This is a genomic window from Numidum massiliense (genome assembly GCF_001375555.1).
Classification (GTDB): domain Bacteria; phylum Bacillota; class Bacilli; order Thermoactinomycetales; family Novibacillaceae; genus Numidum; species Numidum massiliense.
In genome coordinates, this window is sequence record NZ_CTDZ01000009.1 from 2809517 (window position 1) to 2825586 (window position 16070).

General features: G+C 51.5%; 16 protein-coding genes. 2 read left to right on the forward strand and 14 right to left on the reverse strand.

Features of this window, described 5'->3' with window-relative positions; translation table 11 throughout:
- Nucleotides 1-25: 25 nt before the first annotated feature.
- Nucleotides 26-661, reverse strand: coding sequence for a 3'-5' exonuclease KapD (gene kapD, locus BN1247_RS13110; RefSeq protein WP_054950795.1), 636 nt, complete (start codon nt 659-661; stop codon nt 26-28).
- Nucleotides 662-1380: 719 nt separating this feature from the next.
- Between kapD and BN1247_RS13115 the strand changes: the two genes are divergently transcribed.
- Nucleotides 1381-2265 carry a cation diffusion facilitator family transporter gene (locus tag BN1247_RS13115; RefSeq protein ID WP_054950796.1) on the forward strand — a complete coding sequence of 295 codons (885 nt, stop codon included), beginning with the start codon at nt 1381-1383 and terminating at the stop codon, nt 2263-2265.
- Nucleotides 2266-2322: 57 nt separating this feature from the next.
- Here the strand turns inward: BN1247_RS13115 and BN1247_RS13120 are convergent, their stop codons facing one another.
- The 6 genes from BN1247_RS13120 to BN1247_RS13145 form a co-directional block, all read right to left on the reverse strand.
- Complete coding sequence (locus tag BN1247_RS13120; protein WP_054950797.1) at nt 2323-2697, reverse strand: hypothetical protein; 375 nt, start codon at nt 2695-2697, stop codon at nt 2323-2325.
- 216 nt (nt 2698-2913) lie between these two features.
- Nucleotides 2914-4362, reverse strand: coding sequence for a dihydrolipoamide acetyltransferase family protein (locus tag BN1247_RS13125; RefSeq protein ID WP_054950798.1), 1449 nt, complete (start codon nt 4360-4362; stop codon nt 2914-2916).
- Nucleotides 4363-4410: 48 nt separating this feature from the next.
- Nucleotides 4411-5406, reverse strand: a complete 996-nt coding sequence (locus BN1247_RS13130; protein ID WP_231633285.1) for an alpha-ketoacid dehydrogenase subunit beta — start codon at nt 5404-5406, stop codon at nt 4411-4413.
- A complete protein-coding gene (pdhA, locus tag BN1247_RS13135; protein ID WP_054951649.1) occupies nt 5403-6476 on the reverse strand; it encodes a pyruvate dehydrogenase (acetyl-transferring) E1 component subunit alpha in 1074 nt (357 codons plus the stop codon). The genes BN1247_RS13130 and pdhA overlap by 4 nt, the downstream gene beginning before the upstream one ends.
- A 208-nt stretch (nt 6477-6684) precedes the next feature.
- Nucleotides 6685-8118, reverse strand: a complete 1434-nt coding sequence (locus BN1247_RS13140; protein WP_054950799.1) for a phenylacetate--CoA ligase family protein — start codon at nt 8116-8118, stop codon at nt 6685-6687.
- A gap of 112 nt (nt 8119-8230) precedes the next feature.
- Nucleotides 8231-9397 carry a Leu/Phe/Val dehydrogenase gene (locus tag BN1247_RS13145; RefSeq protein ID WP_054950800.1) on the reverse strand — a complete coding sequence of 389 codons (1167 nt, stop codon included), beginning with the start codon at nt 9395-9397 and terminating at the stop codon, nt 8231-8233.
- Between the two features lie 387 nt (nt 9398-9784).
- On the opposite strand from BN1247_RS13145, the gene BN1247_RS13150 reads away from it, so the two are divergent.
- Nucleotides 9785-11137, forward strand: a complete 1353-nt coding sequence (locus BN1247_RS13150; protein WP_054950801.1) for an ABC transporter substrate-binding protein — start codon at nt 9785-9787, stop codon at nt 11135-11137.
- Between the two features lie 9 nt (nt 11138-11146).
- Here BN1247_RS13150 and BN1247_RS13155 read toward each other — a convergent pair whose 3' ends face one another.
- The 7 genes from BN1247_RS13155 to BN1247_RS13185 all read right to left on the reverse strand — a co-directional run bounded on the left by BN1247_RS13155 (nt 11147) and on the right by BN1247_RS13185 (nt 15907).
- The gene (locus tag BN1247_RS13155; RefSeq protein WP_054950802.1) at nt 11147-11416 is read right to left on the reverse strand and encodes an aminoglycoside 6-adenylyltransferase; all 270 of its coding nucleotides are present in this window, start codon (nt 11414-11416) and stop codon (nt 11147-11149) included.
- Between the two features lie 188 nt (nt 11417-11604).
- Complete coding sequence (locus tag BN1247_RS13160) at nt 11605-12186, reverse strand: DedA family protein (protein ID WP_074011336.1); 582 nt, start codon at nt 12184-12186, stop codon at nt 11605-11607.
- A 283-nt stretch (nt 12187-12469) separates the two neighbouring features.
- Nucleotides 12470-13720, reverse strand: a complete 1251-nt coding sequence (locus BN1247_RS13165) for an acyl-CoA dehydrogenase family protein (protein ID WP_054950804.1) — start codon at nt 13718-13720, stop codon at nt 12470-12472.
- Between the two features lie 86 nt (nt 13721-13806).
- Entirely contained in the window at nt 13807-14199 is a 393-nt protein-coding gene (locus tag BN1247_RS13170) for a hypothetical protein (RefSeq protein WP_054950805.1), read from the reverse strand.
- Nucleotides 14186-14407 carry a helix-turn-helix transcriptional regulator gene (locus BN1247_RS13175; RefSeq protein WP_054950806.1) on the reverse strand — a complete coding sequence of 74 codons (222 nt, stop codon included), beginning with the start codon at nt 14405-14407 and terminating at the stop codon, nt 14186-14188. The genes BN1247_RS13170 and BN1247_RS13175 overlap by 14 nt, the downstream gene beginning before the upstream one ends.
- Before the next feature lie 230 nt (nt 14408-14637).
- The gene (locus BN1247_RS13180; protein WP_187119792.1) at nt 14638-14913 is read right to left on the reverse strand and encodes a hypothetical protein; all 276 of its coding nucleotides are present in this window, start codon (nt 14911-14913) and stop codon (nt 14638-14640) included.
- A gap of 25 nt (nt 14914-14938) precedes the next feature.
- Complete coding sequence (locus BN1247_RS13185; RefSeq protein ID WP_054950808.1) at nt 14939-15907, reverse strand: hypothetical protein; 969 nt, start codon at nt 15905-15907, stop codon at nt 14939-14941.
- Nucleotides 15908-16070 lie beyond the last annotated feature (163 nt).

The following is a 16070-nucleotide window of genomic DNA, read 5'->3' on the forward strand; positions in this document are numbered from 1 at the left end:
GGTTTTTTTACCGGCAAACAGCGCCTCACGCAAACCGTTCTAAAATGGCGGCAAAATCGAAGCGGTCGGCGATCGTCGTCTTTTTTGGCGGCTGTAAATACCGCTTATCTTTCTCAAACCGCTTGAACACCTCGTACGTCGTCAACGCATCGTCGAGAGCTTTATGCTGCTGGCCTGTCCCATTTTGGCCGTAAGCGCGAATGGCATTGCGTAAACTCGTTAAGTTGCGATCGCCGAAAAAACGACGGTACTCATCAGCTAAGTCAAGTGTTCTAAACGGATTCGGAAATGGTAGGTTTGCCCGATAACAATTGCGCCGCAAGACAATCATATCGCCGTCCCCCCACGTCACGACGATCGTCGGTGCCAACTGAATGTACGCGTCAAACGTCTCTACGAGCTGTGAAAATGATATTCCATCGTCGACCGCATCTTGCGAGATGCCGAGGAACGTCTTGCATCGCTCGCTCAAGACGGGAAAGTGCTCTGGCCGCACGTAGCTGGAGAACGTATCGTATATTTGCCCCCCGATGACCGACACGATCCCCACCTCAATAATTTCTGCAAAAAATCGGTTATTGCCGTTTTTTCTACACGGTTGTTGACGTTTTTTTCCTTCGGGCATCGTGAACTCAAAATCGACAAATAAATATTGATTCATAGCTACTCCTCCTTTGACTGTCTCACCGTATTTGCCTTGCGATGTGTGCATCTTTCCGGTTCTTTTTACCGCTGGGCGCTATTACTATTTTTATGGTGCGTAAGGTGTGAAATGCCTTTTTCTATGTATAACGTACCATGGGCCATGTACCCAATCTAGTCAGCGAACATCAGTTTTGTTATGAAAAACACCCCCATCTCTTGCGAAGAGATCGGGGGGAATAAGCAGCTTCTGTTTGGCAACCGTTACACTTCGGTTGGTACTCATTGCCTTTCCTTGCGGCACGACTAATGATATACTTAAATGACAGCATATACTGTTGGATAAAGATGGATCTTTAGGTACAACTGCTATAAATCTAGGGGGAGTGGCAGAAACATAAATTGTACAAAAGAGGGTTGGAAAAATGAAAAAAGTACTCGCACGCGTCCGCTCAGACGTGCGTTTAGTGGCAACAAAAAGCGCGCACCGCACGCCGAAAACTAGAAAGTTTATTATAAATAGTCTAAACACGAATCACCTTCATCGTAAGGTGTTTTTTTATTGTTTGTTTCGCCGTTACAACTTTATGTAGTCTAAGCACCTTTTTTACTTAGTCGCATCTTTATCGTTCCGTAAGGTAACTGTTTGACTGCGTTATCTGTTCACGTTTGCTAAAGATTGCAGGAACAAAGCGTTGGATACACTAAAAATTGTAGGATTTGTAAGAGGTGAGGAATATGCGTTCATCCCGCGTCGCTGCATTATCGATCGTCAGTAATACAAGTCTCGTCGTTTTAAAAATTATTATCGGGGCGTTAACGGGTTCAGTCGCGATCGTTTCGGAAGCGATCCATTCCGGTCTCGACCTCGTCGCTTCAGTAATTGCTTATATTTCCGTGCGCACGTCGCACCAGCCACCTGACCGTTCGCACCCTTTTGGGCACGGCAAAATAGAGAATGTGTCCGGGACGATTGAAACGTTACTCATATTCATCGCTGGTGCTTGGATTATTTATGAATCAGCGAGTAAATTACTGAGTCCGACTACTCTGCGCCTGCCGTACCTCGGCATCGCAGTCATGCTTTTCGGGGCGCTCGTCAACTTCCTTGTCGGACGAAAGATTGGCCGCGTCGGAGAAGAGACTAAGTCGGTAGCGATGAAGTCGAACGCACTTCACTTAATGACAGACGTGTACACATCTTTGGGTGTCGCAGCGAGCCTAATGCTCGTCAGTGTAACGGGAATGCACGTTTTAGATCCGCTCATCGCGATCGGCATCGCCTTGTTTATTATGAAAGAAGCGCTCGATTTAGGGAAGGAGTCGTTCTTGCCACTCGTCGATGTAAGCTTGACGGACAAGGAACACCGGCAGATCATCAGTATTCTTAAAAGATACGCCCATGAATACATCGAGTTCCACGACTTGCGCACGCGCCGCTCGGGTCCAGAAGAACATATCGACCTCCACCTCGTCGTCGCAGCAGACAAAACGGTCGCAGAAGCCCATTCCTTGTGCGACCGGGTGGAAGCCGATATTCGCAGTAGTTTTCCGCAGGCGCAAATTCTCATCCATATCGAACCGGAGTCGGAGCGGGGGCAAGCTGAACTACCGTTGCCGTAGCGCGGGCGCATCCCTCGCCACGGCGACTGTTCGTTCAACGTTCGGTCGCGCCTCTCGTCACACGAGTGGGTTAAATCTGATGAACAGGTGGTACAAATAAAAGCCGGCGTTACCTAAAAAGGCGAGAAACGTCACGTAAAAACCGACTGTCGTTAAGTTGATAATTAAGTCCTGCCGTTTCTCGTCCTTTAATTTAAGCAAACTAACTACGAGAATCGCTAACGCCAATACGATCAAAAGCACGACCGTCGTTTCGAACATCGTAATATGTAACGAGGCCGTTTTCAAATCCAGTTGGCCAACCTTGTGTAGTAATTCTGTCGGCTGATCCCATAACTCCTGCGGCGCAACCGCCAGTAGAACTGCCGTACCGATAAACATCGATATAGCAATAACCGCTGTTACGAGTAAAGAAACGATAATCACTCCCAAAGCGGGATCTCTCCTCTCACACTTCACATTATTTTACAGTATCTATAGTTTAGTTTAAACCGCTTATGAATGGAACTACTATATAAAATGTGTGCGGGTTTAGTTCTAAAAACGATGTGACGGCCATCTCGATTCACACATTGCGACCTGCACGTTACTACTTTATCGCAATGCGTGTTTTTGCACAACATTATTACACACATCGTATGCTATCGTTCACATTAAAAGCAGCAAGTCTTGTGGATCGGCCAACAGTTCGCCAAGCCTGTTCGTAAAGTTGACCGCTCGTACACCGTCAGTCACGCGGTGATCAAACGACAAGGACACATTCATCATATCGCGAATGACAATCGTCCGTTCATCTTGTGCCTCCACGACGACAGGACGCGCTTTTATTTTGTGAAATGCGATGAGAGCAACTTCCGGATGACGAATGATCGGAGTAGCGGACGTTCCACCGCGCGCGCCGACACTGCTTACGGTAAACGTGCCGCCAGAGATGTCATCCCGCGTCAATCGCTGCGCCCGCGCCTTCTCGGCTAACTGTTGAACTTCCTCTGCCAACGTCAGTAAACTTTTTTTGTCCACGTCTTTGATCACTGGTACGACGAGTCCTTCAGCTGTATCGACAGCGATGCCGAGGTGATAGTGCGGGTGCAAATAAACGTCCGTGCCTTCCGCACTCCACGTCGCGTTGAAGACGGGATACTCCCGCAAGGCCAACGCTAACGCTTTAAGAAAAAAAGGAAGGAACGTCAACTTGACGCCGCGCGCCTCTGCTTTCGGCTTCAACTGCTCGCGAAGATGGATTAACTCAGTCACGTCCAACTCCTCAAAATGGGTGACGTGCGGAATCGTAAAGGCGGATTTGACCATATTTTTCGCAATCGTGCCGCGCAGCCCATTAAAGTCGAGCTTTGTGGATTGTGTGGCGACAGAAACGTCCGTCGACGGGTTCGGGTTAGTTGGGTCCGCCCCGGAAACATAGTGCGTATCATACAAATCGCGACTGTCGCGATTGTCGCCACCGTGATTAGCTATGTTATCATGAGAGTCGTGTCTATCACGGTTGTCCATGCGATCACAACGATCATCGCCACCGTGGTTGTCATCGATGTCACGACGGTCGAGCACGTCCAGGTTCTGCCGTTCCGGGGAAATTTGAGAATAGTCTGGCCGCAATGAGTCGCGGCGCACATCTTCTTCTAGTACTCTCCCCCCTGGACCTGTACCCTTTACCGTCTCGAGGCGCACGCCTAGTTCGCGCGCGAGGCGGCGCGTGGCTGGAGCGGCTAGCACGAGTTGTTGCCGCTTAGTCGGCGAGTGCACATGGTGCACGGTACTGTCGCTTGCGATGAGCGGAAGCTCCCTGTGAGGATCGGGACTTGTTCGACTGTTTTTTCGACTGTCATCTCGACTGTGATCTCCCTCTACGGCAATGCGTAAAAGTAAGCCGTTCACTTCGACCACCGTTCCTGCGTCGACAAATACGCGTTCGACGACACCTGTGGCTGGTGCGGGAATTTCCGCTACGACTTTGTCCGTCAGCACTTCGACAATCCCTTGATCTTCAACGACTCGCTCGCCTTCGCGGACGAGCAGTCGCACGATTTCACCTTCTTGCATCCCTTCCCCAATATCCGGTAAACGCACGTCTACAGCCATGCGCTCCCCTCCTCAGTTTTGTTTTACCTTTTATTTAACTATCGTTCCTTAAGCAGTGATCGACTCGACCATCGCGGCAGTGACTCTAGCAGCCGTCGGCAAATAGTCGTCCTCCACGGCAAAAGCGGGCACGGGGACGTCGTAACCGCAAACGCGTTTCAGCGGCGATCGCAAGTAATAAAACGCTTCTTCGCTAATGAGTGCAGCGAGTTCACCGCCTAAGCCGCCCGTTTGGTGCGCTTCGTGCACGATGGTCACACGGCCCGTTTTTTTTATCGAAGCGACGACGAGATCGCGGTCGAGCGGGGCGAGGGTACGCAAATCGATCACGTCAGCCGTCCAACCGTGTGCGCGCTTTAAGCGCTGTGCAGCTTCTAATGCGACCGATACCATCGCCCCCCAAGCGATCACCGTCATGTCGTCACCGCTCTGTACACGGACGCCCTTCCCGATTGGCACGCGGTAAAGCCCGCTCGGTACCTCTTCTTTTTGACTACGATAGACCTTGGTCGGTTCGAGAAAGATCACCGGGTCTGGATCTTCAATCGCGGAGATGAGCAACCCTTTCGCATCGGCAGGACGACTAGGAACGACGACTTTCAATCCTGGGGTGTGAACGAAAAACGACTCCACACTTTCCGAATGCAGCTCTGGGGCGCGCACACCTGCACCCATCGGTGCGCGTATGACGAGCGGCACCGTATATTGACCTTGCGAGCGCACGCGTAAGCGCGCGACGTGAGAAACAATTTGCTCGAAGGCGGGGTAAAGAAAACCGAGAAATTGCATTTCTGCGACTGGCAACAGCCCGTTTAAGGCCATTCCGATTGCCGTACCGACGATCCCCGACTCTGCCAGCGGCGTATCGATGACTCGCTCGTCGCCGTACTTTTCGTATAGCCGATCCGTCACGCGAAAGACGCCGCCGTTGACACCGACGTCTTCACCGAGTACGAGGACTCGTTCGTCGGTGGCTAATTTCACATCGAGCGCATCGTTGAGCGCTTGCACCATATTCATCTTCCGCATCGTCTGCGCCGTCATACGAAGGCCACCCCCCAATCGTTTTTGTTAGACGCCTCGCGGTGGGCGCGCATCACTCGTTGTTGCTGCTCGTAGAGCAGCCAGCTTTTTTCCGCTGTCACATGCTCAAACATTGCCGCTGGATCTGGCTTTGGTGCTGATTCCGCCAGCTTTAACGCCTCTTCGACGCGCGCCGTCGCCTCCTGTTGCCACGCGCGCTCCCGCGTTTCATCCCACTTACCATGGTGCGCGAGTAACAACTGCACCCGTTTTAAAGGATCCTTCTCCCGCCAGCGTGCGGTCAACTCCTCTTGGGCGCGGTACTTGGCGGCGTCGTCTGCCGTCGTATGCGCCCCGTAACGGAAAGTTACCGCTTCAATCAAAGTGGGGCCGCCTCCGCCCGCAGCGCGCCGCACCGCTTGTTCGCTCACCTGTTTGACTGCAAACACGTCGTTACCGTCGACGCGCACACTCGGTATGCGGTATGCCTGTCCCCGTTCGGCCACCGTTTTTGCCGCCGACTGACGCGAAAACGGGACGCTAATCGCATAGCCGTTATTTTGGCAAAAAAAGATGACGGGCACTTGAAAAACACCGGCAAAGTTTAACGCCTCGTGAAAGTCGCCTTCCGATGTCGCCCCGTCGCCAAAATAGACGATTGCGACCGTTTGTTCCCGCTTCAGTTTCGCCGCCCAAGCGACGCCGACTGCGTGCAACATTTGCGTCGCAATCGGTACAGACGGCGGCAAAATGTGCCGCTGACGCGTGGTACGTCCACCTTCGACGCGACCCATCCAATAAATGAACTGTTGCACGAGGTCGTCGCCGAAGGCGATCATTGCGGCGTGGTCGCGATACGTCGGAAACATCCAGTCGTCGTCCCGCAGTGCAGCCGCACTCCCGATTTGGGCTGCCTCCTGTCCCTCGAACGGCGCGTATGTGCCGATGCGCCCTTGCCGCTGCAACCGAATCGCTTTGCGGTCAAACGTGCGAGCGAGCAGCATCTGCCTGTACATTTTTTCAAAGAATGGCATGTCCCACGTTTCGCCGTCATCTTGCAATTCCCCGTTCGGGGCAAGCAGCTGTACCATTTTTTCTTCCACTCGGCATCCCTCCGTATCCGTGATCCGTAACTGGCTTCAAGTAGCCGTTATGAGCTATTAGCTCCCAGAAGCCGTCAGCGATTGTCTGCCGCCTTCGGTAACGTTGCCGGCTAATCTGGCAGTTTCTTTACGATCGCAGACAATTGGCGATATGCTCCGTTGATTTGCTGTGTCGGTAGGTGACGATTCGTTATGTTTATTTGTCACGTTGAACTGTTTCGAAGACGTTCTCCGTTCGTCGGTCGACGATGCGCACCGCTTTCCCTTCACTGCGCGCAATGCCGCCTGGACGGATGAACTTAATTATAGCCGCCACATTGAGCCGTTCTCGTAACTTACTTTCGAGCCGCAACCGCAGGTCGTGTACAGCATCACACCTCTCAATCTCCTCGCTATTCGAATATTCGTACCGCAATCCATAAGGTGGTTCTGAAGCACCCCTGAGATCCGCACCCTGCTCCTTTGCGCGTCCGGCAATGTGTGCCGCATAATAATGTGCCGTCAGCTCGACGTGCAGTTCACAATAATCGAGCGCGCCCCGCTTACTTAAATGCAACTGATAGTGCGGCGCCAGTTCCACGTGTTCCAACAGCACGGGTTCGATTTCAGCCGGAAACACGTTCACGCCGCGAATAATGAGCATGTCGTCGACACGCCCCTTTACGCGAGACATGCGCGGTGTTGTACGACCGCACTCGCACGGTGTATACGTCAACGAAGCGATATCGCCCGTGCGGTACCGAATAACAGGAAACGCCTCTTTCGTCAGCGACGTAAAGACGAGTTCCCCCGTCGCCCCTTCGGGAAGCACTTCCCCAGTCTCGGGATCGACAACTTCCGCATAAAAGTGGTCGGCGCCGATGTGCAACCCGTCTTGCGCCTCGTAGCACTCGATGGCGACGCCGGGTCCGACCACTTCGCTAAGACCGTAAATATCGACCGCCTTGAGCGCCAATTTCTGCTCGATCGTGCGACGCATCGCGTCTGACCAAGGTTCCGCGCCAAAAATGCCGTAGCTGAGAGACGTCTCGCGCGGGTCTAAACCGAGCTGTTCCATTTTTTCCGCAATCGCCAGCATGTACGACGGCGTCGCAGAAATGCCGTCCGGTTGTAAATCGCGTATGAGTGTCACCTGCCGCTCGGTAAACCCTCCGGACACTGGGACGACCGTCACCCCGAGCCCTTCTCCGCCGTAGTGTAACCCGAGACCGCCAGTGAATAGGCCGTAACCGTAGGCGTTATGCAACAGATCGCCCGGTTTCCCCCCGGCACACATAATCGCCCGCGCGCACAACTCTTGCCAGATGCGAATGTCATTGCTCGTGTATCCGACGATCGTCGGTTTCCCTTTCGTTCCAGACGACGCGTGTACGCGCGCCAAATGCGTCCGTTCAACAGCTAACATACCGAACGGGTAATGCTCGCGCAAGTCACTCTTTGTCGTAAACGGCAACTTGGCGACATGCGGCAACGTCTCGATGTCATCTGCGGAAATTCTCGCCGCAGCTAAGCGTTCCCGGTAAAAAGGTACCTTCTCGCTGACGCGCGCGACGGTTTGTTTTAACCGCCCCAACTGTAAAGCCGCAAGCAGCTCCCGCGGCATTGTCTCTACTCCGCGATGCAAAATCACACGCTCTCCTCCCTCACCTCAAGTTTGTCTCCCTCTTTTTTTTACGAATATGCACAATGCGACACAATAAGGACGACTCTTACCGACCCCAAAATGCCTAAAAACCCAAATGTCACTTACTACCGCTGGGTGGTACGTCCGTTAACCGGTATGTGTCCCTTGTAAAAAAATTGTTGCGCGCGCGTTGCATGGCGAGGCGCTGTTCGACGACGCGATCGGCCGCTGCTGCCGTGCATATGCCTTCCCCCTCGGCCATGGCATAAACTTGTCGCAACGTATCGTAAATCGTTTTCGTCTTTTGCAACACTCGCTCTTTGTTCGCGCCGTACAGTTCGTCGGCCACTTGAATTAAACCGCCACTGTTCACGATGTAGTCGGGCGCGTAAGTAATCCCTTTTTGCTGTAACCTTACCCCGTGCGCTCGCGACAGTAGTTGGTTGTTCGCGGAGCCGACGATAGCTTTTACTTTTAACGCGTCAAGCGTGTCGTCGTTAATGACTCCACCGATAGCACAAGGGACAAACACGTCTGCACGTGCTCCGTATATGTCGCGTTCGGGGACGGTTCGCAGCGTGCCAGGAAGCGTTTCACTGTGCGCCGCCATCTGCGCCATTTTCGTTTCGTCGACGTCCGTCACGTACACGTCGGCACCTTCGGCCAACAACTGTTCCGCTACTTTCCAGCCGACCTTCCCTAACCCTTGCACCGCATACGTGCGCCCCGCCAGTTGCTCATCGCCCCAAACGACGGCGTTCGTCGCTTGAATGCCGTAAAGGACGCCTCGTGCCGTCGGAATAGACGAATCGCCACTGCCACCGTACACTTCCGGCAAACCGACAATAAAAGATGTTTCTTTACTCGCGTGCACAAAGTCTTCCGGCGTCGTCCCCATGTCTGTCCCCGTATAAAACCGCCCGCCTAACGACTCTACAAACTGACCGAACGCGCGAAATACATCGGGCGATCTGTCTTTGTGTGGGTCGCCGATCAGTACCGCCTTTCCTCCGCCGAAAGAGACATCAGCGGCTGCGCATTTGTAAGTCATTCCTTTGGAAAGCCTAAGCACATCTTCGAGCGCCTCGTCGACCGAAGCGTACGGCCGCATGCGGCACCCTCCCATCGCCGGTCCAAAAGTCGTATTGTGAATCGCAATGATCCCCTGCAAACCCGTTAGCGGATCGTTGCAAAACACGACTTGCTCGTGTTCTCGCATTTTGTCAAACACTTTTCTCTCTCCCCCATAAACAGATATACTCCACACCGCCGCCTCGTTATGCATACGTACTGCAACGCTTTAAAGCGAGCGTAAGCGCTTTCATTATTTAGATAAAAAATGCGTGCGCTCCCGCACCGCGTTCAACGATTTTTGTAAACATGCCCTATATGATGTTTATTTACCGACATGGTAACATTTCGTCATAATCTCTGTCAATGTGTTTCCGTTTCAGTCGCAGCAAAAAACCGCCTACTAGTTGGCGGTTTCCATTAATATTTTAAAATGAGGGGATGCTTAACTTAAGCGTATGAACCGTACCGCCACATGATGATTGTTTCCTCGAAATCTGATAATAATGACATGAGTAGGGCATGCTACATGTTAACCTATCGGTCGGCCACACCTTTATTATTCCTTATGGACACGCGTGAATGTTAGGAGATGATTCCGATGACGATTAAACAGCGTTCGCTAACCATTTTGCTCACTTTAGCACTGCTCGCGGGCTGCTCCAACTTTTATAAAAAAGGCGGTACTGCCACCCCGAGTAACAAAACGCTGACCATTCTAACGGCAAAAAGCGCGCATGCCACCGCTTGGCAGTCGGTCATTCCCGACTTTGAAAAAGAGACGAGCATTAAAGTGAAGGTACTCGAAGTTGCCCCAGAGAAATTCCATAAAACGTTGCGGCAAAAGTTTTCGGAGGCAAACGCTGACTTCGATGTCGCCTATGTCCCACTGAATTGGGTGTCTGACCTGTATCAGCCTGGCGACATCGGTGCGATCGCAGAAGGGGAAAAAATTAAAGAGTGGCCACTGAAAGATTTTAGCGGGATCGACAACGCTTTTTTTGGCAAGAAAAACAAGCTCTACTTTATTCCGTATATGCAGGAAACACACGGCATCGTCTATCGGACCGACTTGTTTAACGACCCGACCGAACGGGCCAATTTCCAAAAAAAGCACGGCAGCAAACTCGAACCGCCCAAAACGTTACAGCAGTATCGCCAACTCGCCGAGTTTTTCCACCGTCCCTACAAAAACATAAACGGTGTCACTTTAGCGGGGAAGGGGAATATGCTGACAGGTTTCCAATTTTATGATCGGTTGTTCAACTACGGCGGCAACTTGTACGACAGTAACTTCCATGCCGCGTTTAATAACGAAGCGGGCGTCAAAGCATTAAAAGACCTTAAGCAACTGATGCGCTATGCGTCGCCGGACGCTAAACGGTTCAGCTGGACAGACGCCGCTAACGAGTTTTTGCAAGGTCGCAGTGCGATGGCCGAAATGACGACGTCGCTCGCCCTCGCGGCGCAAAACCCGCAGCGCTCGAAAGTCGTCGGGAAGGTCGGATTTACACCGTTCCCGGGTGCAGACGCAACCGCGCGGTCGAAAGCGTCGCCGGCAACAGTGCCCCGGCTGTACGTCCCGTACGGCTTTGTCCGGGTGCAAAAGTCGACTCTTAAAAAAGAAGCGGCACAATGGATTGAATTTGCGACTCGAAAAGCCGCGATGGAAAAAGCAGCACCGCAGGGCAACATTCCTTCCCGTTACTCAGTGTTAGTAAGTAAAAAGCTGAACGACAAGTACCCTTTTTATCGCCAGCACGCCGCTGCGCTAAAAAATGTGAAGTGGCGACCACTACCGCACATTGCGGAAGGCGATACGATTGCGACGGAGATTGTCCCGAATGCAGTAGCGGAATATTTAAACGATCAATTGACTGCCGAAGAAGCGTTAGAAAAAGCTGCACGGCAAACGGAAGACCTACTAAAGCGGCACGGTTACTATAAGAAATAAGACATGTAGTTACGTTTGGTTATTTTGTGATAACTTCGTTGTCACCCACCGTGTCGCCTGTTCATCGGCTGTTTGCGGGTAAGCATATGTCAGCTGCTCTGCCGTCTCCGTCGCGACCAACCGAAACAAATCCATCGTTTTTAGCAGTGCACGACGTACATCTTTTGCCTCGTAATGGGCAAAACAATGGCGCAAGGAGGCGATTACTCGCTCATCTGCCCACGCGGAAAATCGCTCGATGATTTGTGCAAACTGTTCATGATGACTTTTGCTTGCCACGTTAACGCCCCCCACTATAACAATAAATTTAAGTTCCTTTCCCATAGGCACCTAAAGATGCTTCTTCGACACCTCGCCCACAGTGTAGTTGAACCCGTTCACGCTAAACACCCATGTTCAATCGAGCTACGGCCCCTCCCAATGACCGTATATACGTGTATACGTTGCAAAAAACGTTTCGTTCCCGGCTATTCTCGATCAGTCACCTTTATTTTACCTCGCCGACAGACGACATACAGCACGTATAAACAAATGGCGACGGCCAGCGCAGCGAACAAGTAGCCCTGGTAATCGTTAAAAAACTGTCCGACCGCCTGGACGTTTCCTTGGAAGGTGCGCCCGAGCAGCAACATCGTAAACGCCCACGGGAACACGCCGATTAACGTGTACAACGCATACGGAATGGCGCGGACGCGGCACATCCCCGCGACGTAAGAAATATAGTTACCAATACCAAAAGGGCGTGTGAGCGCAATGCTCCACAAGCCGTAACGGTGAAATACATTTTTCGCCGCATGTAACTTAGAACGAAACCGTTTCGGCACCGCCGTCTCTAGGCGGTAACCGACGAAGTACGGCACATAACTCGCCGCACAGTAGACGATACTCATCGCTAACGCGTAGCCGACCAACTCCGCTAGCGACGGATAGAGCAAAAAACCGTACGTAACTACGACAATAAAGCCGGGAAACGGAAGGGAAGACCCTTCGGCAGCCATCGCCAAGAGCAACCCTACGACTCCGAGTTGCGCGAGCCAGTCGACAATCATCTGCACCTCGTTCCACCCTCCTTCTTTGCCTCCCTATAGTGTGTGTGCCTGCCCGCTACCTCATGCGTTGCCCCACAAAAAAACCGACCACTGAAGGCCAAGAGACCTAACCAGCATCGGTTCCAATGTCGTTCCAATGTCGTTTCAATTTGGGTTCTATGTCGGTTCAATGTCGTTTTAAATGTGAGTTTCAATTACGCCCATATTAAATCGTGTACCATGTCTTCGAAGGCCGGATATTCCAATGACCGGTATTCATTGACGGTATTCATTGTTCGCCAGTTTATTCGTCACTGTCGGGGGCAGCGTTCGCTTTGGCATTCCCTTTGACATTACCTTCTGCTTTCACTCCGACAACTGCGGCCTTCGCCAGCAGTTTATACGTCACATCGTCCATCGGCGGGTTGTGCAGTCCTGCACGCACGTCGCGATACAGCCGTTCCATCCCAAAATCATCCGACAAACTGCGCGCCCCGACGATGCGCATCGCCAAATCGACAACTTCTAGGGCGACATTCGTGGCGTGCGTTTTTACGGCCGCTAATTGGGGCTGTAAAGAGAGCCTCTCCTGTGGCGACGCTTCGTCCCAACGGCGCGCCACGTCGTACATAAACGTACGCGCAGTGAGCAGTTGCAATTCCATCTCGCCGATTTTTGCTTCAACGTGCGGCACTTCGGCGATCGGATGGGTCAAGCTGTTCGGCTGGTAGTGCGCGGCATAATCGACGGCAATGTCGCGTGCGTTCAGTGCAACGCCTAGATAACAGGCGGGAATATGCAGCATCCATCCTCCACCGTCCGCGTTGCGGCGGGACCGCTCGCTGGCAGCGCGCGTATCAATTAAATATTTTTCCGGGACAAACACGTCGTTCATGACGATGTCGTGACTACCCGTCGCCCGCATACCGAGGGCACGCCACGTCTCCACGACTTCAATATCGTCCCCACGCAGCAAAAAGTCCCCCACCTTCCCGTTCTGCGGGTCGCCAAGCACATCGCTCTCAATGGTTGCCGGCACCAAAATCCACGAAAGTTCAGGGCTAAGCGTACTGAACGTTTTGCGCCCACTGATACGGTACCCGCCAGCGACGCGCGTCGCCGTCGTCTGCGGCTTCCCACCGCGACTCGGGCTGCCTGTCGCCGGTTCCGATGCACAACTGTTTATTAAAGCTCCCTCAGCTACGACTGAGCGACACACTTCGGCAAAAATGTCCTGCGGGAAAAACCCGCTCTCACGCAAGTTAAGCATAATGCCCACATGCCAGCCAATCGCCAGCCCCGTCGACCCGTCGCCGCGGGCGAGCTGCTCCTGGTGAAGCAACATCTCGTACAAAGAAATTTCTTTTCCTCCGTATGCTTTAGGCGTCGTCCAAGCCACGTAGCCTGCGCGCCGCAAGGCAGTGATGTGTTCGTGCGGAAAACTGCGTTCCCGGTCGTGTTTAGCCGCTGTTTGCGCAAACTGGCGCGATAAGTCACGTACGAGGCTAAGTCTGGCGCGTTCTTCTTCTGTGCGAGTAAACCACGTCTGTTCCATGCGAAAACTCCCCTTCCGGGTATTCAATAAATGATGTAGGATCACAAATCCCTGCCCACAGATCTTTTATCGATGGATGTAACTCCTCAAACGGCTTCGTTTAAGTAGTCGCGTAAAATCCACATGACCATAAGCCCCCCGAAAACAGAAAAACCGATAAGGCTAAAACTGTCTAACGGCAAAAGCGACTGTTTCACGACAACCGCACCGATCACTAAAGTCACAACGATAAACCACATCGCCACATACCCTGCAAAATGTGCATTGGCCCGCGTACGTTGATCGTGTTTAACGTAAACCTCGTTCCACTGTTTTTGTTTATGTGTAATGATAGCCGTACGTGTGACTTGGATCGCCTTTAGCCCGATTAGCGCGAGCATTACCTTTGGATTAGCCGCGAGAAAAAAAGCGAATAAAAGTAAAGCTACAAGCGTTAAACATTGAAACAAAAAGTAAGTCTTGTACTTAACGTTTACCATTGGACATTTCCCCTTCGATCCAGAATAACTTTTCTACTGGGCAATCTAACGCTTTAGCTAACTTTAGTGCCGTTCCGACGTAAGGTTCGTAGCGTTGTTTTTCAATGGCGATTACCGTTTGCCGCGTGACTTGAACGACTTCGGCCAGTTGCTCTTGCGTCATTCCCTTCTGTTTGCGGAACTCCTTTACACAGTTTTTTACCGTCATTTACATTGCCTTTCTGCATGCCTTATTATGTAATGTATACATTACATTTCCTATCATAATGCGGTCCGAAGGTAATGTCAACCTTACAATTTTCACTCCTTCAATCGTCGCTAGTTGTCTGTCTTCTTAGTAAATATCCCCACACGTAACATCACACTTTTACAATACAAAAAAACTGTCTCGAAAGGTTTTTTTCCCCTTCAAGACAGCCCCCAATGGCTCCCTCGGTCTTAATCGATAGCAATTTCCCATTTTCCGTCGGCGTGGACACTAATCACATACACTGCTCGATCGTCGACTTTTTTGGCAACCGATCCTTCATAGTGACCAATCTCGTTCACGAGTAGGTTGTCTCCGTCTACTTTTACGATAAAATTGCTTTCACCCGAATGTTTCGATGTAAAAGTAGTCAGCTTGTCTTCCAGTTCCACAAAAACGACGCTATCTCCTACACCTTCTATTTTAGTCGGCGCGACGGGATACTCTGCGGGAACGTTTTGCGTCACGTTTATATGCCAAGGACCGTCCGCATTAACGTTTAAGTAAGTACTTACCGTCAGCAGGGATCAATGCTAACGTTTTTCCCTTATACGTCCCGATTTCATTGATGAGAAAGTCTTTTTTGTCGCCGTTTTCGTCCAGCAAATGTACAATAAAGTTGGAACCACCTTGATGGTCCGCCTCGAAGACGGCAAATCCGGATGACAACTCAAAGGGTTTCGTCGCTTGATCGCCTGTGCCTTCGCGGACAATCGGTTTTACTTTCTCATAAAGGCTCTCCGCCGCGACAATGTTAACGTCTTCGTCATCATTGTCAGCGGTCACTTTGTCGCCGATCATATATTGACCTTGTTCTCCGTACGTCTCTTGGATTGTCTCGTCTTGTTTTTCCGGTCGAAAGACGAGATAGGCGTATATTTCCCCGTTAGCAAAGTGACTAATATCCTTTTTGACCTTAAATTTTCCATCTTTAACGGTCAGTTCTCCCCGGACCAATTCATCTTCATTTTCTAAATGGGTGACAATATAGCTGAGGATCGCCCCGTCTTCGAGGTTTGTCTTCCCTTTAATCGTCACTTGATCGTCCGTAATGGAAATTTTTTCGTCCAAGACTACCTCGACTAAGTCCTTACCGTCCTCCTCGTCTTCACCGTCTGTGCCACTTTCAGTTTGATCGTCCGATTGATTGTCGCCTGTTTGCTCGTCATTTGTTGCACCAGAGGATTCATCCAAGCTTCCTTCATCGTCTTCATTCTTTCCGTCTTCAACTGTTTCCGTAGCTCCCTCACCTGCCGCTTCTGCACCACTCGCTTTGTCCTTGATGCCGACCTGCTCAGCAACGACCACAATAAATAGACATCCAAAAACAACTGAAGCAAGTGTTCGACCGATGACGCCATGGTGCTTATACTTCCACATCAACACAATACCAACAGGCGCAAACAAAATAAGTACCACCCACGCAAACCATACTTGTTCGTAAATCTTCTTCTCTTCCACTTTCGATGCCTCCCTTGTCATGTGGTGTCAATAAAAGAAATTTTGTCGTTATGCATCCCATTGTACCGACCAGAACTGTCGGCTCTTGTCAGCGAACGACAGTTCGAACAAAAAAAGCCCGGGGAGATGATCCGGACAAGGGAGTTATTCAAGGAAGCGTAAT